The organism is Mycobacterium sp. E1214 (genome assembly GCF_001666755.1).
Taxonomy (GTDB): Bacteria; Actinomycetota; Actinomycetes; order Mycobacteriales; family Mycobacteriaceae; genus Mycobacterium.
Genome location: NZ_LZJC01000098.1, coordinates 37,559 through 61,936, shown reverse-complemented (window position 1 = coordinate 61,936; position 24,378 = coordinate 37,559). Strand labels below are relative to the sequence as shown.

Below are 24,378 nucleotides of genomic sequence, written 5' to 3'. Positions count from 1 at the left end.
GGTCGAGCACCTCCAGCACCCGGCGCAGCGCGGCGTCGGCGAAGCTCGCGGCCTGGCGCATCGGGGCGGACAGCGCGATCGGGGGGCCCGCCGCAGGCTGCGGGGCATGCGGCCGGTGCGGGGCCTGACCGCCGCGGCGCGACGCGGCCCGCGCGGCCGGCCGACACGCGGGGACGACTCGCGGGGCGGCCTTGGTCGGGGGTTCGTAATCGACGACGGGCGTGACGGTGAAAGCGCCAGCCGGTTGCGCAACGGGACTAATGTTCAACGCGCACTCTCCAACTCCTCGGTATAACCGGCAGCCCGCTGGAGAGTGGCAGACAGTGGTCGTGGGTCATCATGGCACAACTCGAGCGCGCGCGTACCCGCGCTGACCCGGCGCACCGGCCCGGCGATTACCGTGGGCCAGGCATGGGTCCCGCTCGTGCCGTGCTGACGAATGACGAAGGAGGACGGCCCGCATGGTGACCCGGTTGTCCCCGTCCGACGCGTCCTTCTTCCGGCTCGAGAACACCGCCACCCCGATGTATGTGGGGTCGCTGTCCATCCTGCGCCGCCCGCGCGCCGGGCTGAGCTACGAAACGGTGCTCGCGATGGTCGAGCAGCGCCTCCCGCAAATACCGCGGTACCGGCAAAAGGTGCGGGAAGTCCCGGGCGGCACCGCGCGGCCCGTGTGGCTCGACGACAGCGACTTCGACATCACCTACCACGTGCGGCGGTCGGCGCTGCCGTCGCCGGGCAGCGACGAGCAGCTTCATGAGCTGATCGCCCGCCTCGCGGCGCGGCCCCTCGACAAGACCCGGCCGCTGTGGGAGATGTACGTCGTCGAGGGTCTGTCGAAGAACCGCGTCGCCCTCTACACCAAGTCGCACCAGGCCCTGATCAACGGCATGACGGCGCTGGAGCTCAACCACGTCATCGCCGATCGGACCAAGCGGCCGCCGACCTTCCCCGAGGACATCTGGGTGCCCGAACGCGACCCCGGCAACACCCGGCTGATGCTGGGGGCGATCGGCGACTGGTTCGTGGGCCCCGGCACCCAGCTGCAGGCCGTCGGATCGGCGGTCGGCGCCCTGGTGACCAACCACGGCGAGCTGATCGACGCGGGCCGCCGGGTCCTGGACTTCGCCCGGACGATCGCCCGCGGCACCGCTCCCAGCAGCCCGCTCAACGCCACCGTGTCCCGCCACCGGCGATTCACCGTCGCCAGCGGCAGCCTGGAGGACTACCGCGCCGTGCGCGCCCGGTACGACTGCGACGTCAACGACGTGGTGCTCGCAGTCATCGCCGGGGCCCTCGGCAATTGGCTGATGTCGCGCGGGGTCGCCGTCGCGACGTCGGCGACGGTGCGCGCCATGGCGCCGCTGTCGGTGTACGCCGACGGCCAGCTCGACGCGACCGGACCCGGGCAGGCGATCAGCCAGGTAATGCCCTTCCTGGTCGACCTGCCCGTCGGCGAGCCCAACGCCGTGGTGCGGCTGTCGCAGATCGCGCACGCCACCGAGTCGAACCCCACCGCAGCCCGGCTGGTGGACGCCCGGACCATCGTCACGCTGTCGGGTTTCGCGCCGCCCACGCTGCACGCCATGGGAATCCGGGTCGCCACCAGCTTTCCCAGCTTCTCCAAGCGCACCTTCAACCTGCTGATCACCAACGCGCCGGGCGCCCAAAAGCAGATGTACGTCGCGGGCACCAAGCTGCTGGAGACCTACGCCGTGCCGCCGCTGCTGCACAACCAGGCGCTGGCGATCAGCGTGACGTCCTACAACGGCATGCTCTACTTCGGGATCAACGCCGACCGCGAGGCCATGAGCGACGTGGACCTGCTGCCCGGCCTGCTGGCGCAATCCCTGGAGGAACTGCTCGACGCGTCCCGCTAGCGGCTCGGGTCGAAACGGCCGCCGAGCTCTATCATTCGTTGACGTGAGCACCGCCACCGCGAAGGCGAGCAAGAAGAAATCGGCGCCCAAGATCTCCGACGCCGTCTACGAAGCCGAATTGTTCCGGCTGCAAACGGAATTCGTCAAACTTCAGGAATGGGTGCGCCACAGCGGGGCCCGGCTGGTGGTCCTCTTCGAGGGCCGCGACGCCGCGGGCAAGGGCGGCGCCATCAAGCGGATCACCGAATACCTCAGCCCGCGGGTGGTGCAGGTCGCGGCGCTGCCGGTGCCCACCGACCGGGAACGCGGGCAATGGTATTTCCAGCGCTACATCGCGCACTTGCCCGCCAAGGGCGAGATCGTGCTGTTCGACCGGTCCTGGTACAACCGCGCCGGCATCGAAAAAGTGATGGGATTCTGTACGCCCCACGAGCACGCCCTGTTTCTGCGGCAGACGCCCATCTTCGAGCAGATGCTGATCGACGACGGGATCCTGCTTCGCAAGTACTGGTTCTCGGTGTCCGAGGGCGAGCAACTGCGCCGGTTCAAGGCCCGGCGCAACGACCCCGTGCGCCGCTGGAAGCTCTCGACCATGGACCTCGAATCGGTGTACCGCTGGGAGGATTACTCCCGCGCCAAGGACGAGATGATGGTGCACACCGACACCCCGGCCAGCCCCTGGTACGTCGTCGAGTCCGACATCAAGAAGCATGCGCGGCTGAACATGATGGCCCACCTGCTCTCGACCGTGGATTACCACGAGGTGCAGACGCCGGAGGTGACGCTGCCGCGGCGGCCCGTGGTCAGCGGCGCCTATCGCCGGCCCCCGCGCGAGCTGTCGACCTACGTCGACGACTATGCGGCCACGTTGATCGAGGGAGCGGCCCGGTGACCGTCGTCTACATTCCCGCCACGCTGCGCATGCTGCGGCAGCTCGTCGCCGACGGGTCCCTGTGGCCGGTCAACGGCACGGCGTTCGCGCTGACGCCGGCGCTGCGCGAGGCCTACGCCGAGGGCGACGACGACGAACTGGCCGACGTGGCGTTGCGGGAGGCGGCGCTGGCGTCGCTGCGGCTGCTGGCGCACGACGACCCCACCGCCGCGCCGGACGCCCTGCCGCCGCGGCGGGCCGTGCTGGCGGCCGAGGTCGAGGGAGCCACCTACCGGCCCGACCTGGACGACGCGGTGGTCCGGCTCGCCGGGCCGGTCCGGGCCGAGGACGTGATCGCCGCCTACGTCGACAACGCGGCGGCCGAAGCGGCGGTCGCCAGGGCGATCGAGGCCGTCGACGACGCCGACCTGGGCGATGAGGACGCCGAGTTGATCGTGGGCGACGCGCAAGACCATGATTTGGCTTGGTACGCCAACCAAGAGCTGCCGTTTCTGCTTGACCTGCTCTGACGCACCGCTGGCTACGGTACCGTAAGTTACGGTACCGTAGGGTGCAGGCCGGGCGGCGCGGGATCGCGCCGATTGCAAGCAGGAAGCCACAACGCCGCGCCGTATGCAGGAGCTTCCCCGTGGGTAAGGATTCGACACCGATGGCCGCGCACATCGCCGACACCAAGCGGCCCGTCATCGCGGGCGCCGAGCGCAATCCCGGGTGGCATCTGCTGCGCAAGATCGCCGCGCGCATCACCACGCCGCTGCTGCCCGACGACTACCTGCACCTGGCCAACCCGCTGTGGTCGGCGCGCGAGCTGCGGGGCCGGATCCTCGAGGTGCGCCGCGAGACCGAGGATTCCGCGACCCTGGTCATCAAGCCGGGCTGGGGCTTCAACTTCGACTACGAACCCGGCCAGTACATCGGCATCGGCCTGTTGATGAACGGGCGCTGGCGGTGGCGGTCCTACTCGCTCACCTCGACGCCGGCCACGGGCACCCTGGGCAGGGGATCCGGCGCGCCCCGGACGGTGACCATCACCGTCAAGGCGATGCCCGAAGGCTTCCTGTCGACCCACCTGGTGGCCGGCGTCGAACCGGGAACCATCGTCCGGCTCGCCGCGCCGCAGGGCAACTTCGTGCTGCCCGACCCGGCGCCGGCCTCCATCCTGTTCCTCACCGCCGGCTCCGGGATCACGCCGGTGATGTCGATGCTGCGCACCCTGGCCCGCCGCAATCAGATCGGCGACATCGCGCATCTGCACTCGGCGCCCACCGAGTCCGACGTCATGTTCGGTGCCGAGCTGGCCGCCCTGGCCGCCGACCACCCGGGTTACCGGCTGTTGCTGCGTCAGACCCGCACCCAGGGCCGGCTCGACCTGAACCTGCTCGATCACGACGTGCCGGACTGGCGCGAACGCCACACCTGGGCCTGCGGGCCGGAGGGCCTGCTGACGCAGGCGGAGCGGATCTGGACGTCCGCCGGCATCGGCGACCGGCTGCACCTCGAGCGTTTCGCGGTGTCGAAGGCGGCCCCGGCCGGCGCCGGCGGCGCGGTGACCTTCGCCCAGAGCGGGCGCACGGTGGCCGCGGACGCCGCGACGTCGCTGATGGACGCCGGCGAAAGCGCCGGTGTGCAGATGCCGTTCGGCTGCCGGATGGGCATCTGCCAGTCGTGCGTGGTTAGCCTGGTGGAGGGCCACGTCCGCGACCTGCGTACCGGCGTCGAGCATGAGCCGGGCTCGCGCATCCAGACTTGCGTGTCGGCCGCCTCTGGCGACTGTGTGCTCGACATCTAAAGGCTACTCATTGGTAACCTACGGATTCGTAGGTTACGATAGCGTAGGTACGGCACTGGCTTAGGCCGGAACACCATCAACCGGAGGGAGGACGACGATGGCGATCACCGACGTCGACGTATTCGCCCATCTGACGGACACCGACATCGAAAACCTGGCCGCTGAGCTCGACGCCATCCGCCAGGACGTCGAAGAATCGCGCGGGGATCGCGACGCCCGCTACATCCGTCGCACCATTGCCGCCCAGCGGGCTTTGGAGGTCGCGGGCCGGCTCACGCTGGCCGCGAGCTCGCGCCGGTCGGCCTGGTGGGCGGGCGCCCTGACCCTGGGCGTGGCCAAGATCGTCGAGAACATGGAGATCGGCCACAACGTCATGCACGGCCAGTGGGACTGGATGAACGACCCGGAGATTCACTCCTCGACGTGGGAGTGGGACATGAGCGGGTCGTCCAAGCACTGGCGTTACACGCACAACTTCGTGCACCACAAGTACACCAACATCCTCGGGATGGACGACGACGTCGGCTACGGCCTGCTGCGCGTCACCCGCGACCAGCGCTGGAAGCGGTTCAACCTGCTCAACCTGGTCTACAACACCATGCTCGCGCTGCTGTTCGAGTGGGGCGTCGGCCTGCAGCACGTGGAGCTCGGCAAGATCGTCAAGAAGCGCATGGACCAGGACGACGCCCGGCAGCGGGTCGACGAATTCCTGGCCAAGGCGGGGCGGCAGGTGCTCAAGGACTACGTCGCCTTCCCCGCGCTCACCGCGGTGTCACCCGGCGCGACCTATCGGTCCACGCTGACGGCCAACGCGACCGCCAACGTGATCCGCAACGTGTGGGCCAACGCCGTGATCTTCTGCGGACACTTCCCCGATGGCGCGGAGAAGTTCACCAAGACCGACATGATCGGCGAGACCAAGGGCCAGTGGTACCTGCGCCAGATGCTGGGCAGCGCCAATTTCGAGGCCGGGCCGCTGCTGCGGTTCATGAGCGGCAACCTGTGCCACCAGATCGAGCACCACCTGTACCCGGATCTGCCGAGCAACCGGCTGCACGAGATCTCGGTGCGGGTGCGCGAGGTCTGCGACTCCTACGACTTGCCTTACACCACCGGCTCGTTCCTGCTGCAGTACGCCAAGACGTGGCGGACGCTGGCGAAGCTGTCGCTGCCCAACGAGTGCCTGCGCGACGACGCCGACAACGCGCCCGAGACCCGCAGCGAGCGGATGTTCGCCGAGCTGGGGCCCGGCTTCGCGGGCACCGACCCGGCCACAGGCCGGCGGCGCGGGCTCAAGACCGCGATCGCGACCGTGCGCGGCTGGCGCCGCGCCAAGCGCGCGGCGGCCGCCGTCGAGCGCGACGACGAGCTGGCGGCCTAGAAGTTCGCGTCAGAACTTCGCGGTGGCACCCGCGTCGATCGGCAACGCCGCGCCGGTGATGTACTGCGCCTCGTCCGAGGCGAGGAACAGCACCGCATTGCTGACGGCGCGCGCCTCGATGACCGGCACCGGCAGCATGTGGAAGTGCCCGAGCACCGCCGCCGTGTCGTCCATGGTGGGTTCGGGCAGGTCCGGCCGCAGCGTGCGGTGGAACGGCTCGTTGTCGATCATCGGCGTGCGGATGTTGCCGGGATGGATCGAGTTGACCCGAATCAGCTGGGGCGCAAGCTCGTTCGCCAGAGAATTCATCAGCCCGACGACGCCGTGCTTCGCCGAGGCGTAGTGGGCCATGTACCCGCCGCCGCGCAGCCCCAGCATGGAGCTCACCAGGATGATGGAGCCGCCGCGCCCGTCGGACATGTGCGGCACCGCCACCTTGATGGTGTGCCAGACCCCGGTGAGATTGATGTCGAGCATCGTCTGCCAGGCCGTCTCTTCGATCAGCGCGGCGGGCGCGGGGCTGCCGCTGATGCCGGCGTTGGCGATCACGACGTCGGGACGGCCCAACTCGTCGACGCCCCGCTGCAGCGCATCGCGCAGACCGGCGACGTCTCGGACGTCGGCCTTGGCGGCCACGATGCGCCGCCCCGACTTCTCGACCAGCGTCGCGGTCTCGTCGAGGTCGGCCTCGGTCGCTCCCGGGTAGATGACGCCGTCGACGTCGCCGCAGAGGTCCACGGCGATGATGTCGGCGCCCTCCTCGGCGAGGCGGACGGCGTGCTCTCGGCCTTGGCCGCGCGCGGCGCCGGTGATGAACGCGACCTTGCCGGCGACTCTGCCAACGGCTTTCGTCATCGTGACTGTCTCCTACGATCGAGGGGTTTCCCCGAGAGCCTAGGCCCGCTACGGCGCGGCGCAGAACGTCGTCGCGGTACGGGCGGCAGTGCGCGCCCATGCAGTCGAATGACCGCCCGTCAGGGTGACCCGCGGACACCAACGGACTAGCCGGCTGGCTACGGCCGGTCAGGGCATACCGTCGAGGGCATGGATCTGTCTGTTTCCCCGCGCGCGGCCGAGCTGGCCGACGAGGTGCGGGCGTTCGTCGCCGACGAAATTCTGCCGGTCGAGGAGGCGCTGCACCGCCGGCAGCTCGAGGCGCGCCGCGACGGGTGTGGCGCCGACCTGTGGCAGGTGCCCGAGGAGGTGCACGCCCTGCGCCGCGAGGCCCGGGCCCGAGGCCTGTGGAATATGTTCCTGCCGGCCGGCCACGAGGGCGCCTACGCCCAGCAGTTCGGCACCCGCGGCGGCGCCGGGCTGAGCAACGTCGACTACGCCCCGATCGCCGAGGCGACGGGCTGGTCCTTCTTGGCGCCGTACGTATTCAACTGCAACGCACCGGATTCCGGCAACGCCGAGGTGCTGTTGCGCTACGGCAGCGAGCGGCAACGGGCGCGGTGGCTCGAACCGCTGCTCGCGGGGGACGTCCGCACGGCCTTCGCGATGACCGAACCCGACGTGGCGTCCTCCGACGCCACCAACATGCAGCTGACCGCCGTGGTCGACGGCGACCAGGTGGTGATCAACGGCCGCAAATGGTGGACCACCGGGATCGGGCATCCCGACTGCGCCGTCCTGATCGTCATGGGCCTCACCGACCCGCAGGCGGGCAAGTACGCGCGGCACTCGATGGTGCTGGTCCCGCGCGACGCCCCGGGCGTCAAGGTGGAGCGGATGCTGGACACCATGGGCTTCTTGGACGAGCCGTTCGGGCACGGCGAGGTGTCGTTCACCGACGTGCGGGTGCCGCTGGACAACGTCATCGCCGGCCCCGGGCGCGCGTTCGAGATCGCGCAGGGCCGGCTGGGGCCCGGCCGGGTGCATCACGCCATGCGGATGGTCGGGCTGGCCGAGCGGGCGCTGCACCTGGCCTGCGAGCGCGGCCTGGCCCGAACGGCGTTCGGCAAGCCGCTCATCAACCTGGGCGGCAACCGGGAACGGGTGGCCGAGGCCAGGATCGCGATCGACTCGACGCGGCTGCTCATCCTCGACGCCGCGTACAAGCTCGACACGGTCGGACCGCTCGGCGCGCTTAGCGAGGTCAGCGCGATCAAGGTGGCCGCCCCGAACGTGGCCCAGCAGGTCATCGATTTCGCCATGCAGATCCACGGCGGCGGCGGGATGTCGAGCGACTTCCCGCTCTCCGGCGCCTGGACCGCCGCCCGGGCGGTGCGGCTGGCCGACGGCCCCGACGAGGTCCACAAGAACGTCATCGCGCGGGTGGAACTCGGCAAGCACGGGGCCAGCCGATGACGCGCGTGCTGATCACCGGCGGTTCGTCCGGCCTCGGAGCCGCCCTGGCCGCCCGCTATGCCCGGGCCGGCGCCCGCGTGCTCATCGCCGATCTCGCCGAGCCGGCGGCCCCGCCGCCGGGGGCGTTCTACCAACGCCTGGACATCAGCTCCGCCGCGGATTGGGCCGCCGCGGCCGAGCGCGTCGCCGGCGAGTTCGGCGGGCTCGATGTGCTGGTCAACAACGCCGGCATCGCCGCCGGTGGGCGCATCGACCACGTCGACGACGACCACTGGGACAGGGTGCTGAGGATCAACGTGCTCGGCGCGGTCAACGGCTGCCGCGCCTTGGTGCCGCTGTTCAAGCGGCAGGGTGCCGGCCACGTCGTCAACGTCGCCTCGCTCGCCGGGCTGGTGCACCCCGCGGCGATGAGCTCGTATTCGGCGAGTAAGGCCGCCGTCGTCGCGCTCTCGGAGAGCCTGCGCTACGAACTGCGCCCGTGGGGCGTCGACGTGTCGGTGGTGTGCCCGTCGTTCTTCCGCAGCAACCTGTCGTCGTCGCTGGGCGGCGGCGACCCGATGGCCGACCAGGTGGCGGCCAAGCTGATCGACCGCGCGCCGCGCAGCGCCGACGACATCGCGGCCCGCGTCGTCGCGGCCGTGGCACGCAAGGAGTTCCTGGTGCTGCCCGACCGCCAGGCGCGGGTGGCCGCCTGGACCAAGCGGCTGGCCCGCCCGCTCTACGAACGGCAGATGTTCGCCGCCGGGGTCAAGATCCGCCGCGCCGAGGAGCGCGCCGCCAATCCCGAAGGGGGTCAACCGCAGTGACGCAGGCCCGCCGGATTCTCAAGACCGGATCCTGGACGCCCCCGCCGGCCCCGCCCGAGCAGGGCCGCACCGACCGCACCGCCCCCTTCGCCATCACGCGCCGATTTCCCACCGGCGGCGAGGGGCCCGAGGACGTCATCTTCGACCGGGACGGCCTAGTGCTGACCGGCTTGGCCGACGGCAGCATCGTGCGCATCGATCCGGCCACGGGCCGGCGCACCCTGGTGGGTCGCACCGGGGGGCGGCCGCTCGGCTTGCAGCCCGGCCGCGACGGCTCGGTGCTGATCTGCGATCACGACCGCGGTCTGCTGCGGATGTCGCCCGACGGCGGCGTGCGCGTCCTCGTCGATCACGTCGCCGGCGCCCCGCTGCGCTTCGCCAGCAACGTCGTCGACGGCGCCGACGGCACGATCTGGTTCACCGTCTCCAGCCGCCGCTGGGACCTGCAGCACTACCTCGGCGACGTCTTCGAGCACTCCTGCACGGGGCTGTTGGTGCGCCTGGACGCCGACGGGGTGGTCACCGTCTTGCGCGACGGCCTCAAGTTCGCCAACGGGCTGGCCCTGGCGCCCGACGAATCGCACCTGCTGTTCGCCGAGACCGAGGGCTACCGCGTGAGCCGGTATTGGCTGACCGGCGCCAAGACCAGCAGCGTCGAGCCGCTCGTCGAAAACCTGCCCGGGTTGCCGGACAACATCAGCCTCGGCAGCGACGGGCTGATCTGGGTGGCGGTCGCCGCCCCGCGCAACGCGCTGCTCGACAGGCTGCTGCCGCGCCCGGGGTTCCTGCGGACGGTGCTGTGGAACCTGCCGACCGCCGTGCGGCCCAAGGCCACGCCGATCGCCTGGGTCATGGCCTTCGACCTCCAAGGGCGGCTGGTCCACGACCTGCGCAGCGAGGACGGCTCCTACGACTTCGTCACCAGTGTCGCCGAGCGCAACGGCGTGGTGGTGGCGGGCGGGCTGCACGCCTCCGACATCGTGCAGATCCGGTTGCCGGCAAGCTGATCCGCCGATGGACGACGTGCAGGTGTTCGCCGGGCAGCAGGTGTCGCACTGGGATTTCCCGCGCAACATGGCCAGCGTCGTCCTGATGACCGACTTCGGTTGCCGCAACGGCCTGGCCGCCGGCGACGTGCTGGACGGCTCCGGCCTGTCGGAGGCCGACCTGCACGACCACGACCGGACCATCCTCGGGCGCCAGGAGCTGACCGTCGCGACCAACCTGGTCACCCGGCTGGCCGGGGAGGCCACGCAGCTGGGCATGCGAGTGGGCGGCAGCTACCACGTCGGGTCGCTCGGCATCTTCGGCTTCGCGTGCCTGACCAGTTCGACGCTGGGCGACGCCGTGCGGTTCGCGGCCCGCTACTACGAGCTCAGCTACGGCTTCTGCCTGCCCAGCGTCACGGTCGACGGGCCGGTGGCGGCCATCCGCCTGGACCTGCCCGACCTGACCGGCCCGGTGGCGCAATTCCTGGTGCGCCGGGACCTGACCGCGATCGCCAAGGTGATGGCCGAGCTGCTGGGCAGCCCGGTCCCGTTCACGGCGATCGAATTCAGCGGCCCCGCACCGTCTTCGGGCGACGCCGCGGCCCGGGACGTGTTCGGCGTGACGCCCACCTACGGCGCGCCGGTGAACGCGGCGAGCTTTCCGGCGGCGTTGCTGAGCAACCGGCTGCCCCGCGCCAGCGAGCTGAGCGTGGCCATGTGCGAGCAGCAGTGCCAGGCGTTGCTGGAGACCCGCCGGGCCCGCACCGGCGTGGCCCGGCAGGTCCGCGACCGGCTCGCCTCCATCGACGGCGAACCGCACACGATCGCGGGCATCGCCCGGCAGCTGGCGATGAGCGAGCGGACGCTGCGGCGCCGGCTGGCCGAGGAGAACACGAGCTTTCGGGAGCTGGCCGAGGAGGTGCACCGCGTCCTCGCCGAGGAGCTGTTGGCGACGGGCGCGCTGACGGTCGAGGACGTCGCGCTGCGGCTCGGCTACGCCGAGGCGACCAGTTTCATCGCGGCGTTCAAGCGCTGGACGGGCACCACCCCGGCGCGCTATCAGCGCTCGGTGGCGCCGCGCGCGCGGCCGCTGGCGGTGTGAGCTTTCGGCGGCCGGGCGCGCCGGCAGCGTGGCCGGAATCCTGGATTTCGCGACCGCAATTGGCTGCCGCCGAGCCGCGACCAGCCCCTACGTTGGACGTATGACTTCCACGACTCGTCCTCGCGTACTGGTGATCGGGGCCGGCTTCGGCGGCCTCGCCGCCGCCTACGAGCTCTCCAAGGACGGCCTCGCCGAGGTGACGGTGCTGGAGAAGGCCGACGACATCGGCGGCGTCTGGCGGGAGAACACCTACCCCGGCGCCGCGTGTGACGTCCCGTCGAACCTGTATTCCTATTCGTTCGCGCGGAAAACCGACTGGGGCCGGCGCTACGCCGAGCAGCCCGACATCCTCGGCTATATCCACGACACGGCCGACCGGTTCGGGCTGCGCGACCTGGTGCGCACCGGGGTGGAGGTGACCTCGGCGCAGTACGACGAGGACACCGCCACCTGGCGGGTGGCGACCGCGGGCGGCGAAAACTACGAAGCCGACGTGCTGGTGCCCGCGGTGGGCCAGCTGTCGCGACCGTCGCTGCCGGCCATCCCGGGGCTGGACACGTTCGCGGGGCCGTCGTTTCACTCGGCGCAGTGGCGTCACGACGTCGACTTGGCCGGCAAGCGAATCGCGGTCCTCGGCACCGGGGCGTCCGCCATCCAGTTCGTTCCGCGGATCCGCGAAACCGCGCGGCGCGTCACCGTTTTCCAGCGGTCGGCGCCGTACGTCATCCCCAAGCCCGACCGGGCCTACACCGGCGCGCACCACGCCGCCTTCGCGAAGGTGCCGGTGTTCGCCGCCGCGATGCGGGGCCTGATCTGGCAGATCTCGGAGTTCTTCGGTCTCGCCCTGACCAGGGTGGCGCTGCTGGCCCGCCTGGTGGGGGTGCTCGCGTCGCTGAACTTGAAGTGGCACGTCAAGGACCCGGTGCTGCGGGCCAAGCTCACCCCCGATTACCCGGTGGGCTGCAAGCGGGTGTTGTTCAGCAGCGACTGGTATCCGGCCCTGGCCAAGGAGAACGTCGCCGTACAGACCGAGCCCATCGCCGAGGTGACGGCGACGGGCGTGCGCACCGCCGACGGACGGCTGCACGAGGTGGACGTCATCATCTACGGCACCGGGTTCAAGGCCACCGAATTCCTGGCGCCGATGACGATCACCGGGCGCGACGGGCGCGACCTGCACGGCGAGTGGGCGGAGGGGGCCCGGGCGCACCTCGGCATGTCCGTGCCGGGCTTCCCGAACATGTTCCTCATCTACGGCCCGAACACCAACCTCGGCACCAGTTCGATCATCCTGATGATGGAGCAGCAGGCCCGCTACATCCGGCAGATCACCGAACGGCTCAGCCGCTCAAATGAGCTGCGAGCGTTGGAGATTCGGGACACCGTCGAGCAGGCCTACGACACCGACGTGCAGTCCCGTCTGGATTCCGGGGTGTGGACCACCTGCGACTCCTGGTATCGCACCGCCTCGGGCCGCGTCACCACCAACTGGCCCGGGCTGGTGCGCGAATATCAGCGCCGCACCGACACAGTGAATCTCGCGGATTACGTCGAGGTACGGCCGCGGCGAGTCGCCGAGGGGGTCAACGCGTGACGTTCGACTACGACGTGCTGGTGATCGGGTCCGGCTTCGGGGGAAGCGTCACGGCGCTGCGCCTGAGCGAAAAGGGGTACCGCGTCGGCGTGCTGGAGGCGGGCCGCCGGTTCCGCGACCAGGACCTGGCTAAAAACAGTTGGCACATCAGGGATTACCTTTTCCGGCCCGCCGTCGGCTGTTACGGCATCCAGCGCATCGACGTCCTGTCCGACGCCGTCGTGCTCAGCGGCGCGGGCGTGGGCGGGGGCTCGCTGGTCTACGCGAACACCCTCTACGAGCCCGGCGACCCGTTCTACGCCGACCCGCGCTGGAGCACGATCACGGACTGGAAGGACGAGCTGGCGCCCTGTTACAGCCAGGCCTCCCGGATGCTCGGCGTCGAGACCTACCCGCGAACGACGCCGTCGGACAAGGTGATGCTGCAGGTGGCCACCGATCTCGGCGTCGCGGACACCTTCCACGCCACCCGGGTCGGGGTGTGCTTCACCGGCGCCGACGGTGAGCTGGCCGCCCCGGGCGCCCCGGTCGGCGACCCCTACTTCGGCGGGGCCGGGCCGGATCGCAACGCGTGCCGGCACTGCGGGGAATGCATGACGGGGTGTCGGCACAACGCCAAGAACACGTTGGTCAAGAACTACCTGTACCTGGCCGAAAAGCTCGGCGCGAGTGTACATCCGCTGACCACGGTGGTCGACGTGCGGCCCCGCCCGGGTGGCGGGTACGACGTCGCGACGCGTCGCACCGGGGGCAAGCTGCGCCGGGGCCGCCGCACGTTCACCGCCGAGCAGGTCGTGTTCTCGGCCGCCGCGCTGGGGACCCAACGGTTGCTGCACCGGCTGCGCGACCGCGGCAGCCTGCCGAACGTCTCGCCGCGCCTGGGCGAGTTGTCGCGCACCAACTCCGAGGCGATCCTGGCGGTGCGGGCACGCGGCGACGACGTGGACTACTCGGAGGGCGTCGCGATCACCTCCTCGATCCATCCGGACGAGCACACCCACGTGGAGCCGTGCCGCTATGGGCACGACTCCAACCTGATGGGGTTGCTGGGCACCGTGCTGGTCGACGGTTCGGCGAACCTGCACGAGGGCGGCCGGCGCTGGCGGACGGGATTGAAAGAGCTTGCGCGCCAACGCCAAGACCTGCGCCGCCTGCTGAACCCGCGAAACTGGTCGGAGCAGACGATCCCCCTGCTGGTGATGCAGACCCACGACAATTCGCTGACCACCTGCACCCGGCGCTGGCTGTTCGGGCGGCGCATGGTGACGCGGCAGGGCGTGGGGGAGCCGAACCCGACGTGGATCCCGGTCGGCCACGAGGTCGCCCGCCGCGCGGCCGAGCACCTCGACGGCATCGCCGGCGGCGCCTGGGCGGATCTGGCGGACATCCCGATGACGGGGCACTTCATCGGGGGCTGCGTGATCGGTGAGACGGCCGCCGACGGCGTCGTGGATCCCTACCACCGCATGCACGGGTATCCGGGGCTGCACGTCATCGACGGCTCGACGATCACCGCGAACTTGGGCGTCAACCCGTCGCTGACCATCACCGCGCTCGCCGAACGGGCCACCTCGCTGTGGCCGAACAAGGGTGAGCCGGACCCGCGCCCGCCGCTGGGCTCGGGCTACGTGCGGGTCCGGCCGGTGCTGCCGGCCCACCCCGCGGTGCCCGACACCGCGCCCGGCGCGCTGCGCATCGGTGCCTGACGTCGTCAGCCCGGCCGGCGGGCGCCGTGGCCCGCGGTCATCTCCGAAGCGCCGGCATCACCGGTCGATGGCGTAGGGCGGCCCGAGGAACCGGCGCACCATGGCCTCCTCGGCATCGGCGTCGCCCAGGGGCCAACACCACAGCGCCAGGAACACCCGGATCAGCCATTGCGCCGCCAGGGGGTCGGGCTCGCTGAGGCCGACCATCTCGGTGGCGAAGCGGGCGACGACGGGTGAGTCGGTCAGCCACTCGTTGCTGCGCGCCGCGGTTCTCGTGCGCATGAGTTGCGCGAGGGGGTCCGCCCGCAGGCGCCGCAGCGCGACGGTGGTGGCGGTGACGACGCGGTCGGTACCGGTCAGCCCGGCGATCGCCGCACGTACCGAATCGAGGATGCGCTCCGCTTGCCGGCCCATCACCGCGTCCCGGATCTGCGCCTTGCCGCCGGCATGGCGGTAGATCGTCGCCGGTGAACAGTGGACGGCGGCGGCCAGGTCCTCGATGCGCAACGCCTCGTAGCCCCGCCGGACCATGAGGTCGGCGGCCGCGGCGTAGATCCGCTCGACGCCCGCGCTGTGGCGGTCGCGCCCGACTAGCCAGTCGTCGCCCATCAGCGGCGTCCCCGCAGCGAAACCACCAACTCGTTTTATCATCGTGCGAAAAAATCCGCCGCTTCTCTCATCGGCGGTGCTGGTCGGCGCGGTGGCCTGAGAGAACCCACGCCCCGCACGTCCAACGCGGCTCCGCAGGTTCCCCGCGACCCGTTGACGCAGCTCACGGGCACCGCTCAGCCTTGGCTCATGACCGCCGTGGTGGATCCGTGCGCATTCTTCGGAAGCGCCGCGATCCAGGACCCCTACCCGTTGTACGACCGGATGCGCAGCGCGGCGGGGGTCAACCGCATCGGCGACTCCGGTTTCTACGCGGTCTGCGGGTGGGATGCCGTCCTCGACGCCGTAAACCGCGTCGAGGACTTCTCGTCGAACCTCACCGCGACGATGGTGTATCACGACGACGGGACCGTCACCCCGTACGAGATGGGTTCGCTCGGCGGCCCGATGAACGCGCTGGCGACCGCCGACGATCCCCTGCACGCGGTGCACCGCAAGTTGTTGCTGCCCCACCTGTCGGCGCGCCGGGTGCGCGTCATCGAGGAGTTCGCCGAAGCCACCGCCCGGCGGCTCTGGTCCGAGGCGTTGGTCGACGGGCGGATCGAGTGGATGAGCGCCGTCGCCAATCGGCTGCCGATGATGGTGGTCGCCCGCCTGCTCGGGCTGCCCGACGGCGACGTCGACAGGCTGATCCGGCTCGGGTATGCCACCACCACGCTGCTCGACGGCATCGTCAGCCCGCCCCAACTCGAGGCCGCCGGTATGGCCGCGCTGGAGCTGTCCGGATACGTCCTGGAGCACTTCGCCAACGCCGACGATGCCGGGCAAGGCCTGATCGGCGACCTCGCCGCGCGCAACCGCTCCGGCGAGCTGGACCAGCTTCCCGCGCTTGCGATCATGCTCACGCTGTTCAGCGCGGCGGGGGAGTCGACCGCGTCGTTACTCGGCAGCGCCGCCTGGCTCCTGGCCGACCGCCCGAGCCTGCAGGAGCAGCTGCGCGCCAACCCGGAAGCGCTGGACGCCTTCATCGAGGAGACCCTGCGCTACGAGTCGCCGTTTCGGGGCCATTACCGGCACGTGGTGCGCGACACGACGTTGGCCGGCGTCGAGCTGCCCGCCGATGCGCACCTGTTGTTGCTGTGGGGAGCGGCCAACCGGGACGTCCGACACTTCGACTGCGCCAACGATTTTCGGCTCGATCGTCGCGGCGCGAAGGGGCACGTCACGTTCGGCAAGGGCGCTCACTTCTGCGTCGGAGCCGCCCTGGCGCGCCTGGAAGCCCGCATCGTCTTTCGCATGCTGCTCGAGCAGACGACGTGGATCGAGGCGGCCGACGTCGGCCCGTGGCTGCCCAGCGTCCTGGTTCGCCGCCTCGAACGGCTGCACCTCGCTGTGCGCTAGCCCATCACCTGCTCGGCCAGCGCGGCCAGCTTGGCGTCCAAAGCCTCTGCGGCGCTGCGCAAGTCGGCGTTGGGTTCGACGACCATCAGCGACGACGGCTTGACGTAAGTGAGGCTGCTTCCTTCGCCTTCGTCCACGATCACCACCTCGACGGGCGCGAACAAGCCGGCCTTGACGTCGTGGCGCAGCATCGTGATGGCGATCAGCGGGTTGCCCAGGACCACGCGCAACACCTTGCGGTCGATGCCCGCCTTGGTGATCCACGCGCCGTGGTCGAACGTGCCGAACAGCATGAACCCGCTGGGGCTGACGTGGGGTTCGACCTCCTGCTCGAACGACTCCCAGCTGTCGCGGGTGCGGGCGAACTCGTTGATCGGCACCGGCCGGTGACCGATCTCGTCCAGCAGCGCGCTGACCAGTTGGTCGTAACTCTTGGCGCTGTCGTACCGCACCCGCACGCCGTCGAAGCGAATTTCTGTGCGCTCAGACATGTTCGGCCTCTCTGTCGTGGTGCTCTTCGAACATCGAGCGGTGGTCGTTGACAAAGTCCGCGACCGTGCTGAGCGGGCGGCCGACGATGGTGCGCGCGGTATCGCTGACGCCGGCCAAGCGCCCTTCCCGTTGGTCGACCGTGACTGCTTCGAAGTGCCTGCGCTTGGCGGTGTCGTCGGGGATCCCGAGCAGCTCCAGAAACGTTGCCGCGCCGACCTTTTCGAACGGGAGCTCCCGACCGAGGACGCGGCCGACCTCGGCGGCCAGTTCCTGGTGGCTGTACTCGACCGGCCCGGTCAGGGTGTACGTGCGACCGCCGTGTCCGCGCGGATCGCTCAAGATGGTCGCGGCGGTCAACGCGATATCCCGTGCGGCAATGGGGGCGAAGCGACTCTCGGCGTCAAAGGGCATCACATAGCGGCCGCCGCGGATCGCCCCCGCGATGTAGGTCAGCCATTCCATGAAGAACGTGACCCGCAGGTTGGTCGTCGGAATGCCCGACCAGTCGAACACCTGCTCGGAGAGCCAGTGGTTCTGGGTTGCCTTACTCCGCGCCCGGGGCCGCGACTGAATGTGGCTCATGTTCACGATCAGCTCGAGGCTCTGCTCCCTGGCCGCCTCGGCGAACATCACCGCCGCTTCCACCAGTCCGTCACCGACCGGGAAATTGAAGTAGGCCCGCCGCACGCCGGCCAGTGCCGCGCGAACATCGCCCAGATCGAGCTGGTCTCCGCACACCACCTCGGCACCGGCATCGCGCAGACGTTGCGCGCGGTCGTCATCCCGCCGGACCATCGCCCTGACCGGCAGTCCGCGGTCGAGCAGGCACTCGACCATCGGACGGCCGGTGTCGCCGTTGGCGGTGGTCACCAGGACCTTGGTCATGGCCGCGCTCAGCCCAGGCGCTCGATGATGGTGGCGTTGGCCATGCCGCCGCCTTCGCACATCGTCTGCAAGGCGTACCGACCGCCGCGCTGCTCCAAAGCGTTGACCAGCGTGGTCATGATGCGGGCGCCGCTGGCGCCCAGCGGGTGCCCGATGGCGATCGCCCCGCCGTTGACGTTGGTCTTGGCCAGATCGGCTCCGGTGTCCTTGGCCCAGGCCAGCACCACGGGCGCGAAGGCCTCGTTGACCTCGAACAGGTCGATGTCTGCCAGCGTCAGGCCCGCGCGACGCAGCACCTTCTCGGTGGCCGGGATGATGCCGGTCAGCATGTAGAGCGGGTCGTCGCCCACCACCGTGGTGGTGTGGATGCGCGCCAGGGGGCGCAGGCCCAGTTTTGTGGCGCCCTCGCTGCTGGTGATCAGCACCGCGGCGCTGCCGTCCGACAGCGGTGAGGAGTTACCCGGGGTGATCTCCCAATTGATCTGGGGGAAGCGCTCTTTCATCTTGTCGCTATAGAACGCGGGTTGCAGCTTGGCGAGCGTCTCGACGGTGGTGCCGGGACGGATGATCTCGTCGGTCGACAGGCCGGCGATCGGCGCCAGCTCGTTGTCGAACAGCCCCTCCTTGGTGGCGCGGGCGGCCTTGTCGTGGCTGCCGGCGGAGAACTCGTCGAGCTCGGCGCGCGACAGGCCCCACTTGGCCGCGATCAGTTCGGCGCTGATGCCCTGCGGCACCAAGCCTTCGGGGTAACGCGCGGCCATGCCCGCGCCGAAGGGATCGCTGCCGGGCAACACCTGGGTGCCCATCGGCACGCGGCCCATGGACTCCACGCCCCCGGCGATCACCAGGTCGTAGGCGCCGGCGATGACGCCCTGGGCGGCGAAGCTGATGGCCTGCTGGCTGCTGCCGCACTGGCGGTCGATCGTGACCCCGGGGACGGACTCCGGGAAGCCCGCGCCCAACAGGGCGTTGCGGGCGATGTCGACCGCCTGGTCGCCGACCTGGGTGACGGCGCCGGCGATGACGTCGTCGATCTGCGCGGGGTCCACCCCGGTGCGGGTCACCAGCTCACGCAGGCTGTGGGCCAGCAGGTCGACGGGCAGCACGTCGTGCAGCGCGCCACTGGCCTTGCCCTTGCCGATGGGGGTACGAACGGCTCCGACGATAACGGCGTCGCGGCCCTGATTCATGGCTCCTCCTTGAGTCCACCATCTAGGTATAGAAAGCTGTACCCAGGTAAACATCTCGGTATGCTGATTGCAACCCAGCCCGGGAGGTGATTTACATGACACTGCTGCAGGGGCCGCTCGCCGACCGTGACGCCTGGTCGGCGGTCGGTGAGTGCGCGATCGAGAAGACGATGGCGGTGGTCGGCACGAAATCAGCGATGCTGATCATGCGCGAGGCCTACTACGGCACCACGCGTTTCGACGACTTCGCCCGGCGGGTCGGCATCACCAAGGCCGCCACGTCGGCGCGGCTGTCCGAACTGGTCGACCTGGGGTTGTTGCGGCGCCAGCCGTACCAGGAGCCCGGCCAGCGCAGCCGCGACGAATACGTCCTCACCGAGGCGGGCGTGGAGTTCATGCCGGTGGTGTGGTCGCTGTTCGAGTGGGGAAGGCGCCACCTGCCCGGACGCAACCGACTGAGGCTGACGCATGTGGGCTGCGGGGCCGAGGCGACCGTCGAAATCCGCTGCGCCGAAGGGCATTTAGTGCCGCCCGACGAGCTGGGTGTGCGACTGGCGGCTAAGGCTCCCTAAGCGCGCCCAGCAGCCTCCTGGCCGCGGCGACGCGGCGCGCGGCCGGCCCGGTCAGCCCGTCCAGCGCGCACTCGGGGTCGGCCGGGGGCCCCATGTGCCCACAGCCGCGCGGGCAGTTCTCGATGGTCTCGGCCAGATCGGAGAACGCCATCAGCACGTCGTCGGGCGCGATGTGCGCCAGCCCGAACGAGCGGATCCCTGGGGTGTCGATCACCCAGCCCGAGGTGGCCAGCGGAAGCGCCACCGATTGGGTGGAGGTGTGCCGGCCCCTGCCGATGTCGGTCACCGCGCCGACGGCCCGCTCCGCGTCGGGGACCAGGCGGTTGACCAGCGTCGACTTGCCGACGCCGGAGTGGCCGAGCAGTACGGTGATGTTTCCCTCCAGCAGGTCGGCCACCGCCAGCAGCGGGTCGTCACGGCCCGCGGTGACGACCGTCAGGTCGAGGTCGACGAACTGCTCGGCGAACGGCCCGGGCGGCGCGAGGTCGGTCTTGGTCAGGCACAGGATCGGCGTCAGCCCGCCCGCGTAGGCGGCGATCAGCGCCCGGTCGACCAGGCCCGTGCGGGGCGGCGGGTCGGCCAGCGCCACGACGATCAGCAGTTGGTCGGCGTTGGCGACCACCACGCGTTCCGTCGGATCGGTGTCGTCGGCCGTGCGCCGCAGAACCGTGCGGCGCTCGCCGCGCCGCACGATGCGGGCCAGGGTGTCGGTGCGCCCGGACAGGTCACCGACGACGTCCACGTCGTCGCCGACGACGATGGGCGTGCGCCCGAGTTCGCGCGCCCGCATGGCGGTGACGCGGTGCGCGGGGTCGCCGTCCAGCACGCACCCCCAGCGGCCTCGATCGACGCTGACCACCATGGCCGACCGGGCGTCGGCGTGCCCGGGCCGGGTCTTGGTGCGCGGCCGCGAGCCCCGCCCGGAGCGGATCTTGACGTCGGATTCGTCGTAGTCGCCGGGTCTCACATGCCGGGCTCCCCGAGCATGCGGGCCCACAGCTGCGGAAACTCGGGCAGCGTCTTGCCGGTGGCGCCGATGTCGTCCACCTCGACACCGGGCACCCGCAACCCGACGATCGCACCGGCCATCGCCATCCGGTGGTCGGCGTAGGCGCGCCAGGTCCCCGCCCGCAGCGGGGTGGCGGTGATCACCAGGCCGTCGGAGGTCTCGCGGCAGTCGCCGCCGAGCCGGTTGATCTCCTTGCTGAGCGCGGCGAGCCGATCCGTCTCGTGGCCGCGCAGGTGCGCGATCCCGGACAGCCGCGACACCGACCCGGGGGTGGCCAGCGCGGCCAGCGCCGCGACCGACGGGGTGAGTTCACCGACGGCCCGCAGGTCGACGTCGAAACCGGCGTACTCGCGGGTGCCGCGCACTTCCACTGACGAGTCATCCTGTGTGACAGTCGCTTTCAGGTCACGCAGCACCGCCAGGATGTGGTCGGCGGGTTGCACGCTGGCGGCCGGCCAACCCGTGACGCGCACGGTCCCGCCGGTCACCGCCGCGGCCGCCAGGAACGGCACGGCGTTGGTCAGGTCCGGTTCGACCTCCCAGTGCCGCGCGGCCACCGGCCCGGGCCGCACCTGCCAGCGGTTGGGCTCGGAGTCGTCGACGTCCACCCCGGCCTGCCGCAGCATCACCACCGTCATCGCGATGTGCGGCGCGGAGGGCAGCTCGGCGCCTGTGTGCCGCACCACCACCCCCTCGTTGAAGGACGCCGCGCACAGCAACAGCCCCGACACGAACTGCGAGGACGCCGACGCGTCGATGTCCACGGTCCCGCCGACCACCTCCCCGGTGCCCAGGACGCGGAAGGGCAGTGCGGAGCCGTCGATGCGCACGCCGAGCCCGCGCAGCGCGTCGAGCAGCGGGACGATCGGCCGGCTGCGGGCCTGCTCGTCACCGTCGAACTCCACCATCGACTTGGCGAGCGCCGCCAGCGGGGGGACGAACCGCAGCACCGTGCCGGCCAGGCCGCAGTCCACCTGCGCCATCGGCTCGGGCGACACGCGGCCGCTGACCGTCAGCTCGGTCCCGTCGCCGTCGACCCGCAGGCCCAGGGTGCGCAGCGCCCCGATCATCAGGTCGGTGTCCCGGCTGCGCAGCGCGCCGCTGACGGTCGGGCTGCCCGTGTCCTGGGCGGCCGCGAGCGCGGCCAGCAACAGCGCCCGGTTGGTCTGCGACTTCGATCCGGGGACGGTGACGGTCGCGTGCACAGGGTCGGTTGCGGTGGGGGCGGTCCAGGTGGTCACCGGTCCATCATCGCCTGTCGCCCCGCCCTGCCACTATGGGACGTATGTGCGGAAGGTTCGCGGTCACGACGGATCCGGCCCTGCTGGCCGAGAAGATCAAGGCGATCGACGAGGCCACCGGCGCGGCGCCCGACGCGGCGGCCCCGAACTACAACGTGGCCCCCACGTCCACGATCGCCGCGGTGGTCAGCCGGCACGCCGAGCCCGACGACCAGCCCACCCGGCGGGTTCGGCTGATGCGCTGGGGCCTGGTCCCGCCGTGGGCCAAGGCCACGGCCGACGGCACGCCCGAAGCCAAGGGGCCGCTGCTCATCAACGCCCGCGCCGACAAGCTCACCACCTCGCCCGCGTACCGGTCGAGCGCCAAGTCCAAGCGCTGCCTGGTGCCGATGGACGGCTACTACGAGTGGCGGGTCAACCCCGACGTCGGGGACAAGAAGTCCCGCAAGACCCCGTTCTTCATGTACCGCGAGGACGGGGAGCCGCTGTTCATGGCGGGGCTGTGGTCGGTGTGGAAGCCGCCCGGCGGGTCCGAGGACGCGGCGCCGCTGCTCAGCTGCACGATCGTCACCACCGACGCGCCCGGCGAGCTCGCCGGGATCCACGACCGGATGCCGCTGGTGCTGCCCGAGCGCGACTGGGATCGCTGGCTGGACCCGGACGCCCCGGTCGACGAGGGCATCCTGTCCCGCGTGCCCGACGTGCGCGACATCCGGACGCGGGAGGTGTCGACGCTGGTCAACAGCGTCCGCAACAACGGGCCGGAGCTGCTCGAGCCGGCCGAGTCGCACGCGGAGCAGATGAAGCTGCTCTGACGGGGTCAGTTGCTCAGAACGAGCTTCCAGTTGCCGTTGACGTTGCGGTCCGGGACGCACCAGAAGTTGTTCCAGTTGCCCGGCGTGCTGGCCTTGACGCCCGGCCCGGCGTTCTGGCACGCCTCCCGGGTTTGATAGTTGCCCTCGGTCTGGATCGTGTCGGCGTTGCCGACGCCCACGCCGGTGCTCAGCAAGCCGGCCGCGGCCAGTGCGCCCGCGGCGAGCAGGGTCGCCGCGCGGGGTCGCTTCGTCATCATGGCCGGAGCGTAGCGCGACGGCCCGCGCGCCGACCCGCTTTTCACCGCGGCTTCACCTTCGGCCCTCAGGCGCACAGGTCGGCCGTCACGGCGCCGGTCACGCGGATCAGGTCCCGCGGCGCGACCGCGACCTCCCAGCCGCGCCGCCCGGCGCTGCAGAACACGCGCTCCCACGCCAGCGCGCTGGAATCCAGGACCGTCGGCAGCGGCCTGCGCTGCCCGAACGGCGAGACGGCGCCCAGCACGTACCCGGTGCTGCGGGCGGCGACCGCGGGCTCGGCCATCGACGCCTTGGCCACGCCCAGCGCCGCGGCGGCCGCCTTGAGCGACAGGCGTGCCAACGCCGGCACCACCGCCACCGATAGCCCGGTGGGCACCTCGATGATCAGCGTCTTGAAGATCTGACCCGGCGCGGCGTCGCCGGCCCGGGCCAACGCCTCGATCGCCTCCGCGCCGAACGACTGCTCCCGCGGGTCGTGCTCGAACTTGTAGATCTCGTGCGGCACACCGGCTTTGATCAGCGCGGCGATCCCGGGTGTGGCGGCGCCGGCCACGCCTGGCCCGTCAGGGGCCGGAGTAGCCCGGCGGGTTGACGCCGTCGACCCAGAAGTCCTCACCGAGCTGCGACCCGGGCACGCAGTCGTACACCGACAGGTCGGTGACCCCGGACTCCAGCAGCACGTCCTCGCACAGCAGGGTGTGGCCGGTGAATTCGCGGGCCGGCTTGGTGAGCACGACGTACGCCGCGTCGGAATACACCTCGGGCTTGCGGGCGCGGCCCATCGCCTCGTCACCGCCGAGCAGGTTCTGCACCGCGGCGGTGGCGACCAGGGTGCGCGGCCACAGCGTGTTCGACGCGATGCCTTCGTCGCGCATCTCCTCGGCGATGCCGAGCGCGCACAGCGTCATGCCGTACTTGGCCATCATGTACGCCGTCGGCTTCAGCCACTTGCTCTCCAACAGCACCGGCGGCGACAGCGTGAGGATGTGCGGGTTCTCCCGGCCCTTCATGTGCGGCAGACACGCCTGCGACACCGCGTAGGTGCCCCGCACCTGGATGCCGTTCATCAGGTCGAAGCGCTTCATCGGCACCTCGGCGATGGACCCCAGGTTGATCGCCGACGCGTTGTTGACGACGATGTCGATGCCGCCGAACTGCTCGACGGCCTGGGCCACGGCCGACTCCACGGACTCCGGGTCGCGCACGTCCCCGACGATCGGCAGGGCCTGTCCGCCCGCCTCCTCGAGCTCCTTGGCCGCGGTGAACACCGTCCCCGGCAACTTCGGGTGCGGCTCGGCGGTCTTGGCGATCAGCGCGACGTTGGCGCCGTCCTGGGCGGCGCGCTTGGCGATCGCCAGGCCGATCCCGCGGCTGGCCCCGGAGATGAACATCGTCTTGCCCTGCAGGGACTGTGCTTGCGACATGGCTCACACTAACGCGCTGGTCGGACGCCCCGG

General features: G+C 70.6%; 24 protein-coding genes and 1 pseudogene. 14 read left to right on the top strand and 11 right to left on the bottom strand.

Annotated elements, in window-relative coordinates; translation table 11 throughout:
- Nucleotides 1-268, bottom strand: a pseudogene (locus A5700_RS26985) (hypothetical protein); the annotation flags it as partial.
- Between the two features lie 193 nt (nt 269-461).
- Here A5700_RS26985 and A5700_RS14710 point away from each other — a divergent pair.
- The 5 genes from A5700_RS14710 (at nt 462) to A5700_RS14690 (ending at nt 5,942) form a co-directional block, all read left to right on the top strand.
- The gene (locus A5700_RS14710) at nt 462-1,880 is read left to right on the top strand and encodes a wax ester/triacylglycerol synthase family O-acyltransferase (RefSeq protein WP_068070322.1); all 1,419 of its coding nucleotides are present in this window, start codon (nt 462-464) and stop codon (nt 1,878-1,880) included.
- A gap of 43 nt (nt 1,881-1,923) precedes the next feature.
- Complete coding sequence (ppk2, locus tag A5700_RS14705) at nt 1,924-2,772, top strand: polyphosphate kinase 2 (RefSeq protein ID WP_068070323.1); 849 nt, start codon at nt 1,924-1,926, stop codon at nt 2,770-2,772.
- Nucleotides 2,769-3,281, top strand: a complete 513-nt coding sequence (locus tag A5700_RS14700; protein WP_156671221.1) for a hypothetical protein — start codon at nt 2,769-2,771, stop codon at nt 3,279-3,281. Before ppk2 ends, A5700_RS14700 begins: the two co-directional genes overlap by 4 nt.
- A gap of 140 nt (nt 3,282-3,421) precedes the next feature.
- Nucleotides 3,422-4,561, top strand: coding sequence for a ferredoxin reductase (locus A5700_RS14695; RefSeq protein ID WP_156671220.1), 1,140 nt, complete (start codon nt 3,422-3,424; stop codon nt 4,559-4,561).
- Between the two features lie 97 nt (nt 4,562-4,658).
- Nucleotides 4,659-5,942: a fatty acid desaturase gene (locus A5700_RS14690; protein WP_068070325.1), complete on the top strand. Its 1,284-nt coding sequence runs from the start codon at nt 4,659-4,661 to the stop codon at nt 5,940-5,942.
- A 9-nt stretch (nt 5,943-5,951) separates the two neighbouring features.
- Here A5700_RS14690 and A5700_RS14685 read toward each other — a convergent pair whose 3' ends face one another.
- On the bottom strand, nt 5,952-6,797 hold the full coding sequence (locus A5700_RS14685) for a mycofactocin-coupled SDR family oxidoreductase (protein WP_068070326.1): 846 nt from the start codon (nt 6,795-6,797) through the stop codon (nt 5,952-5,954).
- Nucleotides 6,798-6,986: 189 nt separating this feature from the next.
- Here A5700_RS14685 and A5700_RS14680 point away from each other — a divergent pair, with 189 nt between their 5' ends.
- From A5700_RS14680 to A5700_RS14655, 6 genes are all read left to right on the top strand, one after another.
- The gene (locus tag A5700_RS14680) at nt 6,987-8,252 is read left to right on the top strand and encodes an acyl-CoA dehydrogenase family protein (RefSeq protein WP_068070327.1); all 1,266 of its coding nucleotides are present in this window, start codon (nt 6,987-6,989) and stop codon (nt 8,250-8,252) included.
- A complete protein-coding gene (locus A5700_RS14675) occupies nt 8,249-9,058 on the top strand; it encodes an SDR family NAD(P)-dependent oxidoreductase (protein WP_068070328.1) in 810 nt (269 codons plus the stop codon). The genes A5700_RS14680 and A5700_RS14675 overlap by 4 nt, the downstream gene beginning before the upstream one ends.
- Entirely contained in the window at nt 9,055-10,065 is a 1,011-nt protein-coding gene (locus A5700_RS14670) for an SMP-30/gluconolactonase/LRE family protein (RefSeq protein WP_082960500.1), read from the top strand. Before A5700_RS14675 ends, A5700_RS14670 begins: the two co-directional genes overlap by 4 nt.
- Nucleotides 10,066-10,072: 7 nt before the next feature.
- Nucleotides 10,073-11,149, top strand: coding sequence for an AraC family transcriptional regulator (locus A5700_RS14665; protein WP_068070329.1), 1,077 nt, complete (start codon nt 10,073-10,075; stop codon nt 11,147-11,149).
- 100 nt (nt 11,150-11,249) lie between these two features.
- Nucleotides 11,250-12,743, top strand: coding sequence for an NAD(P)/FAD-dependent oxidoreductase (locus A5700_RS14660; protein ID WP_068070330.1), 1,494 nt, complete (start codon nt 11,250-11,252; stop codon nt 12,741-12,743).
- Complete coding sequence (locus A5700_RS14655; RefSeq protein ID WP_068070331.1) at nt 12,740-14,449, top strand: GMC oxidoreductase; 1,710 nt, start codon at nt 12,740-12,742, stop codon at nt 14,447-14,449. Before A5700_RS14660 ends, A5700_RS14655 begins: the two co-directional genes overlap by 4 nt.
- Nucleotides 14,450-14,506: 57 nt before the next feature.
- On the opposite strand, the gene A5700_RS14650 is transcribed toward A5700_RS14655, so the two are convergent.
- Nucleotides 14,507-15,061 (bottom strand): TetR/AcrR family transcriptional regulator, encoded by a 555-nt coding sequence (locus A5700_RS14650; protein WP_197502843.1) that lies wholly within the window; start codon nt 15,059-15,061, stop codon nt 14,507-14,509.
- 186 nt (nt 15,062-15,247) lie between these two features.
- Between A5700_RS14650 and A5700_RS14645 the strand changes: the two genes are divergently transcribed.
- Nucleotides 15,248-16,459 carry a cytochrome P450 gene (locus tag A5700_RS14645; protein WP_068070333.1) on the top strand — a complete coding sequence of 404 codons (1,212 nt, stop codon included), beginning with the start codon at nt 15,248-15,250 and terminating at the stop codon, nt 16,457-16,459.
- Here the strand turns inward: A5700_RS14645 and A5700_RS14640 are convergent.
- The 3 genes from A5700_RS14640 to A5700_RS14630 are packed head-to-tail and all read right to left on the bottom strand — an operon-like array spanning nt 16,456 to nt 19,026.
- On the bottom strand, nt 16,456-16,950 hold the full coding sequence (locus A5700_RS14640) for a DUF302 domain-containing protein (protein WP_068070334.1): 495 nt from the start codon (nt 16,948-16,950) through the stop codon (nt 16,456-16,458). The genes A5700_RS14645 and A5700_RS14640 overlap by 4 nt on opposite strands.
- Nucleotides 16,943-17,836 carry an NmrA family NAD(P)-binding protein gene (locus A5700_RS14635; protein WP_068070335.1) on the bottom strand — a complete coding sequence of 298 codons (894 nt, stop codon included), beginning with the start codon at nt 17,834-17,836 and terminating at the stop codon, nt 16,943-16,945. The genes A5700_RS14640 and A5700_RS14635 overlap by 8 nt, the downstream gene beginning before the upstream one ends.
- Nucleotides 17,837-17,844: 8 nt before the next feature.
- Nucleotides 17,845-19,026, bottom strand: coding sequence for an acetyl-CoA C-acyltransferase (locus tag A5700_RS14630; protein ID WP_068070336.1), 1,182 nt, complete (start codon nt 19,024-19,026; stop codon nt 17,845-17,847).
- Nucleotides 19,027-19,121: 95 nt separating this feature from the next.
- Here A5700_RS14630 and A5700_RS14625 point away from each other — a divergent pair, with 95 nt between their 5' ends.
- On the top strand, nt 19,122-19,598 hold the full coding sequence (locus A5700_RS14625) for a helix-turn-helix domain-containing protein (protein WP_068070374.1): 477 nt from the start codon (nt 19,122-19,124) through the stop codon (nt 19,596-19,598).
- On the opposite strand, the gene rsgA is transcribed toward A5700_RS14625, so the two are convergent.
- Nucleotides 19,585-20,565 carry a ribosome small subunit-dependent GTPase A gene (gene rsgA / locus A5700_RS14620; protein WP_068070337.1) on the bottom strand — a complete coding sequence of 327 codons (981 nt, stop codon included), beginning with the start codon at nt 20,563-20,565 and terminating at the stop codon, nt 19,585-19,587. The genes A5700_RS14625 and rsgA overlap by 14 nt on opposite strands.
- Nucleotides 20,562-21,848, bottom strand: coding sequence for a 3-phosphoshikimate 1-carboxyvinyltransferase (gene aroA, locus A5700_RS14615; RefSeq protein WP_068070338.1), 1,287 nt, complete (start codon nt 21,846-21,848; stop codon nt 20,562-20,564). Before aroA ends, rsgA begins: the two co-directional genes overlap by 4 nt.
- Nucleotides 21,849-21,892: 44 nt before the next feature.
- On the opposite strand from aroA, the gene A5700_RS14610 reads away from it, so the two are divergent.
- Nucleotides 21,893-22,663: an SOS response-associated peptidase gene (locus tag A5700_RS14610; protein ID WP_068070339.1), complete on the top strand. Its 771-nt coding sequence runs from the start codon at nt 21,893-21,895 to the stop codon at nt 22,661-22,663.
- 5 nt (nt 22,664-22,668) lie between these two features.
- Here A5700_RS14610 and A5700_RS14605 read toward each other — a convergent pair whose 3' ends face one another.
- From A5700_RS14605 to A5700_RS14595, 3 genes are all read right to left on the bottom strand, one after another.
- Nucleotides 22,669-22,917, bottom strand: a complete 249-nt coding sequence (locus A5700_RS14605) for a hypothetical protein (RefSeq protein ID WP_068070375.1) — start codon at nt 22,915-22,917, stop codon at nt 22,669-22,671.
- A gap of 68 nt (nt 22,918-22,985) precedes the next feature.
- Nucleotides 22,986-23,474: a YbaK/EbsC family protein gene (locus A5700_RS14600; protein WP_068070340.1), complete on the bottom strand. Its 489-nt coding sequence runs from the start codon at nt 23,472-23,474 to the stop codon at nt 22,986-22,988.
- A gap of 10 nt (nt 23,475-23,484) precedes the next feature.
- Entirely contained in the window at nt 23,485-24,345 is an 861-nt protein-coding gene (locus A5700_RS14595; protein ID WP_068070341.1) for an NAD(P)-dependent oxidoreductase, read from the bottom strand.
- Between the last annotated feature and the right edge of the window lie 33 nt (nt 24,346-24,378).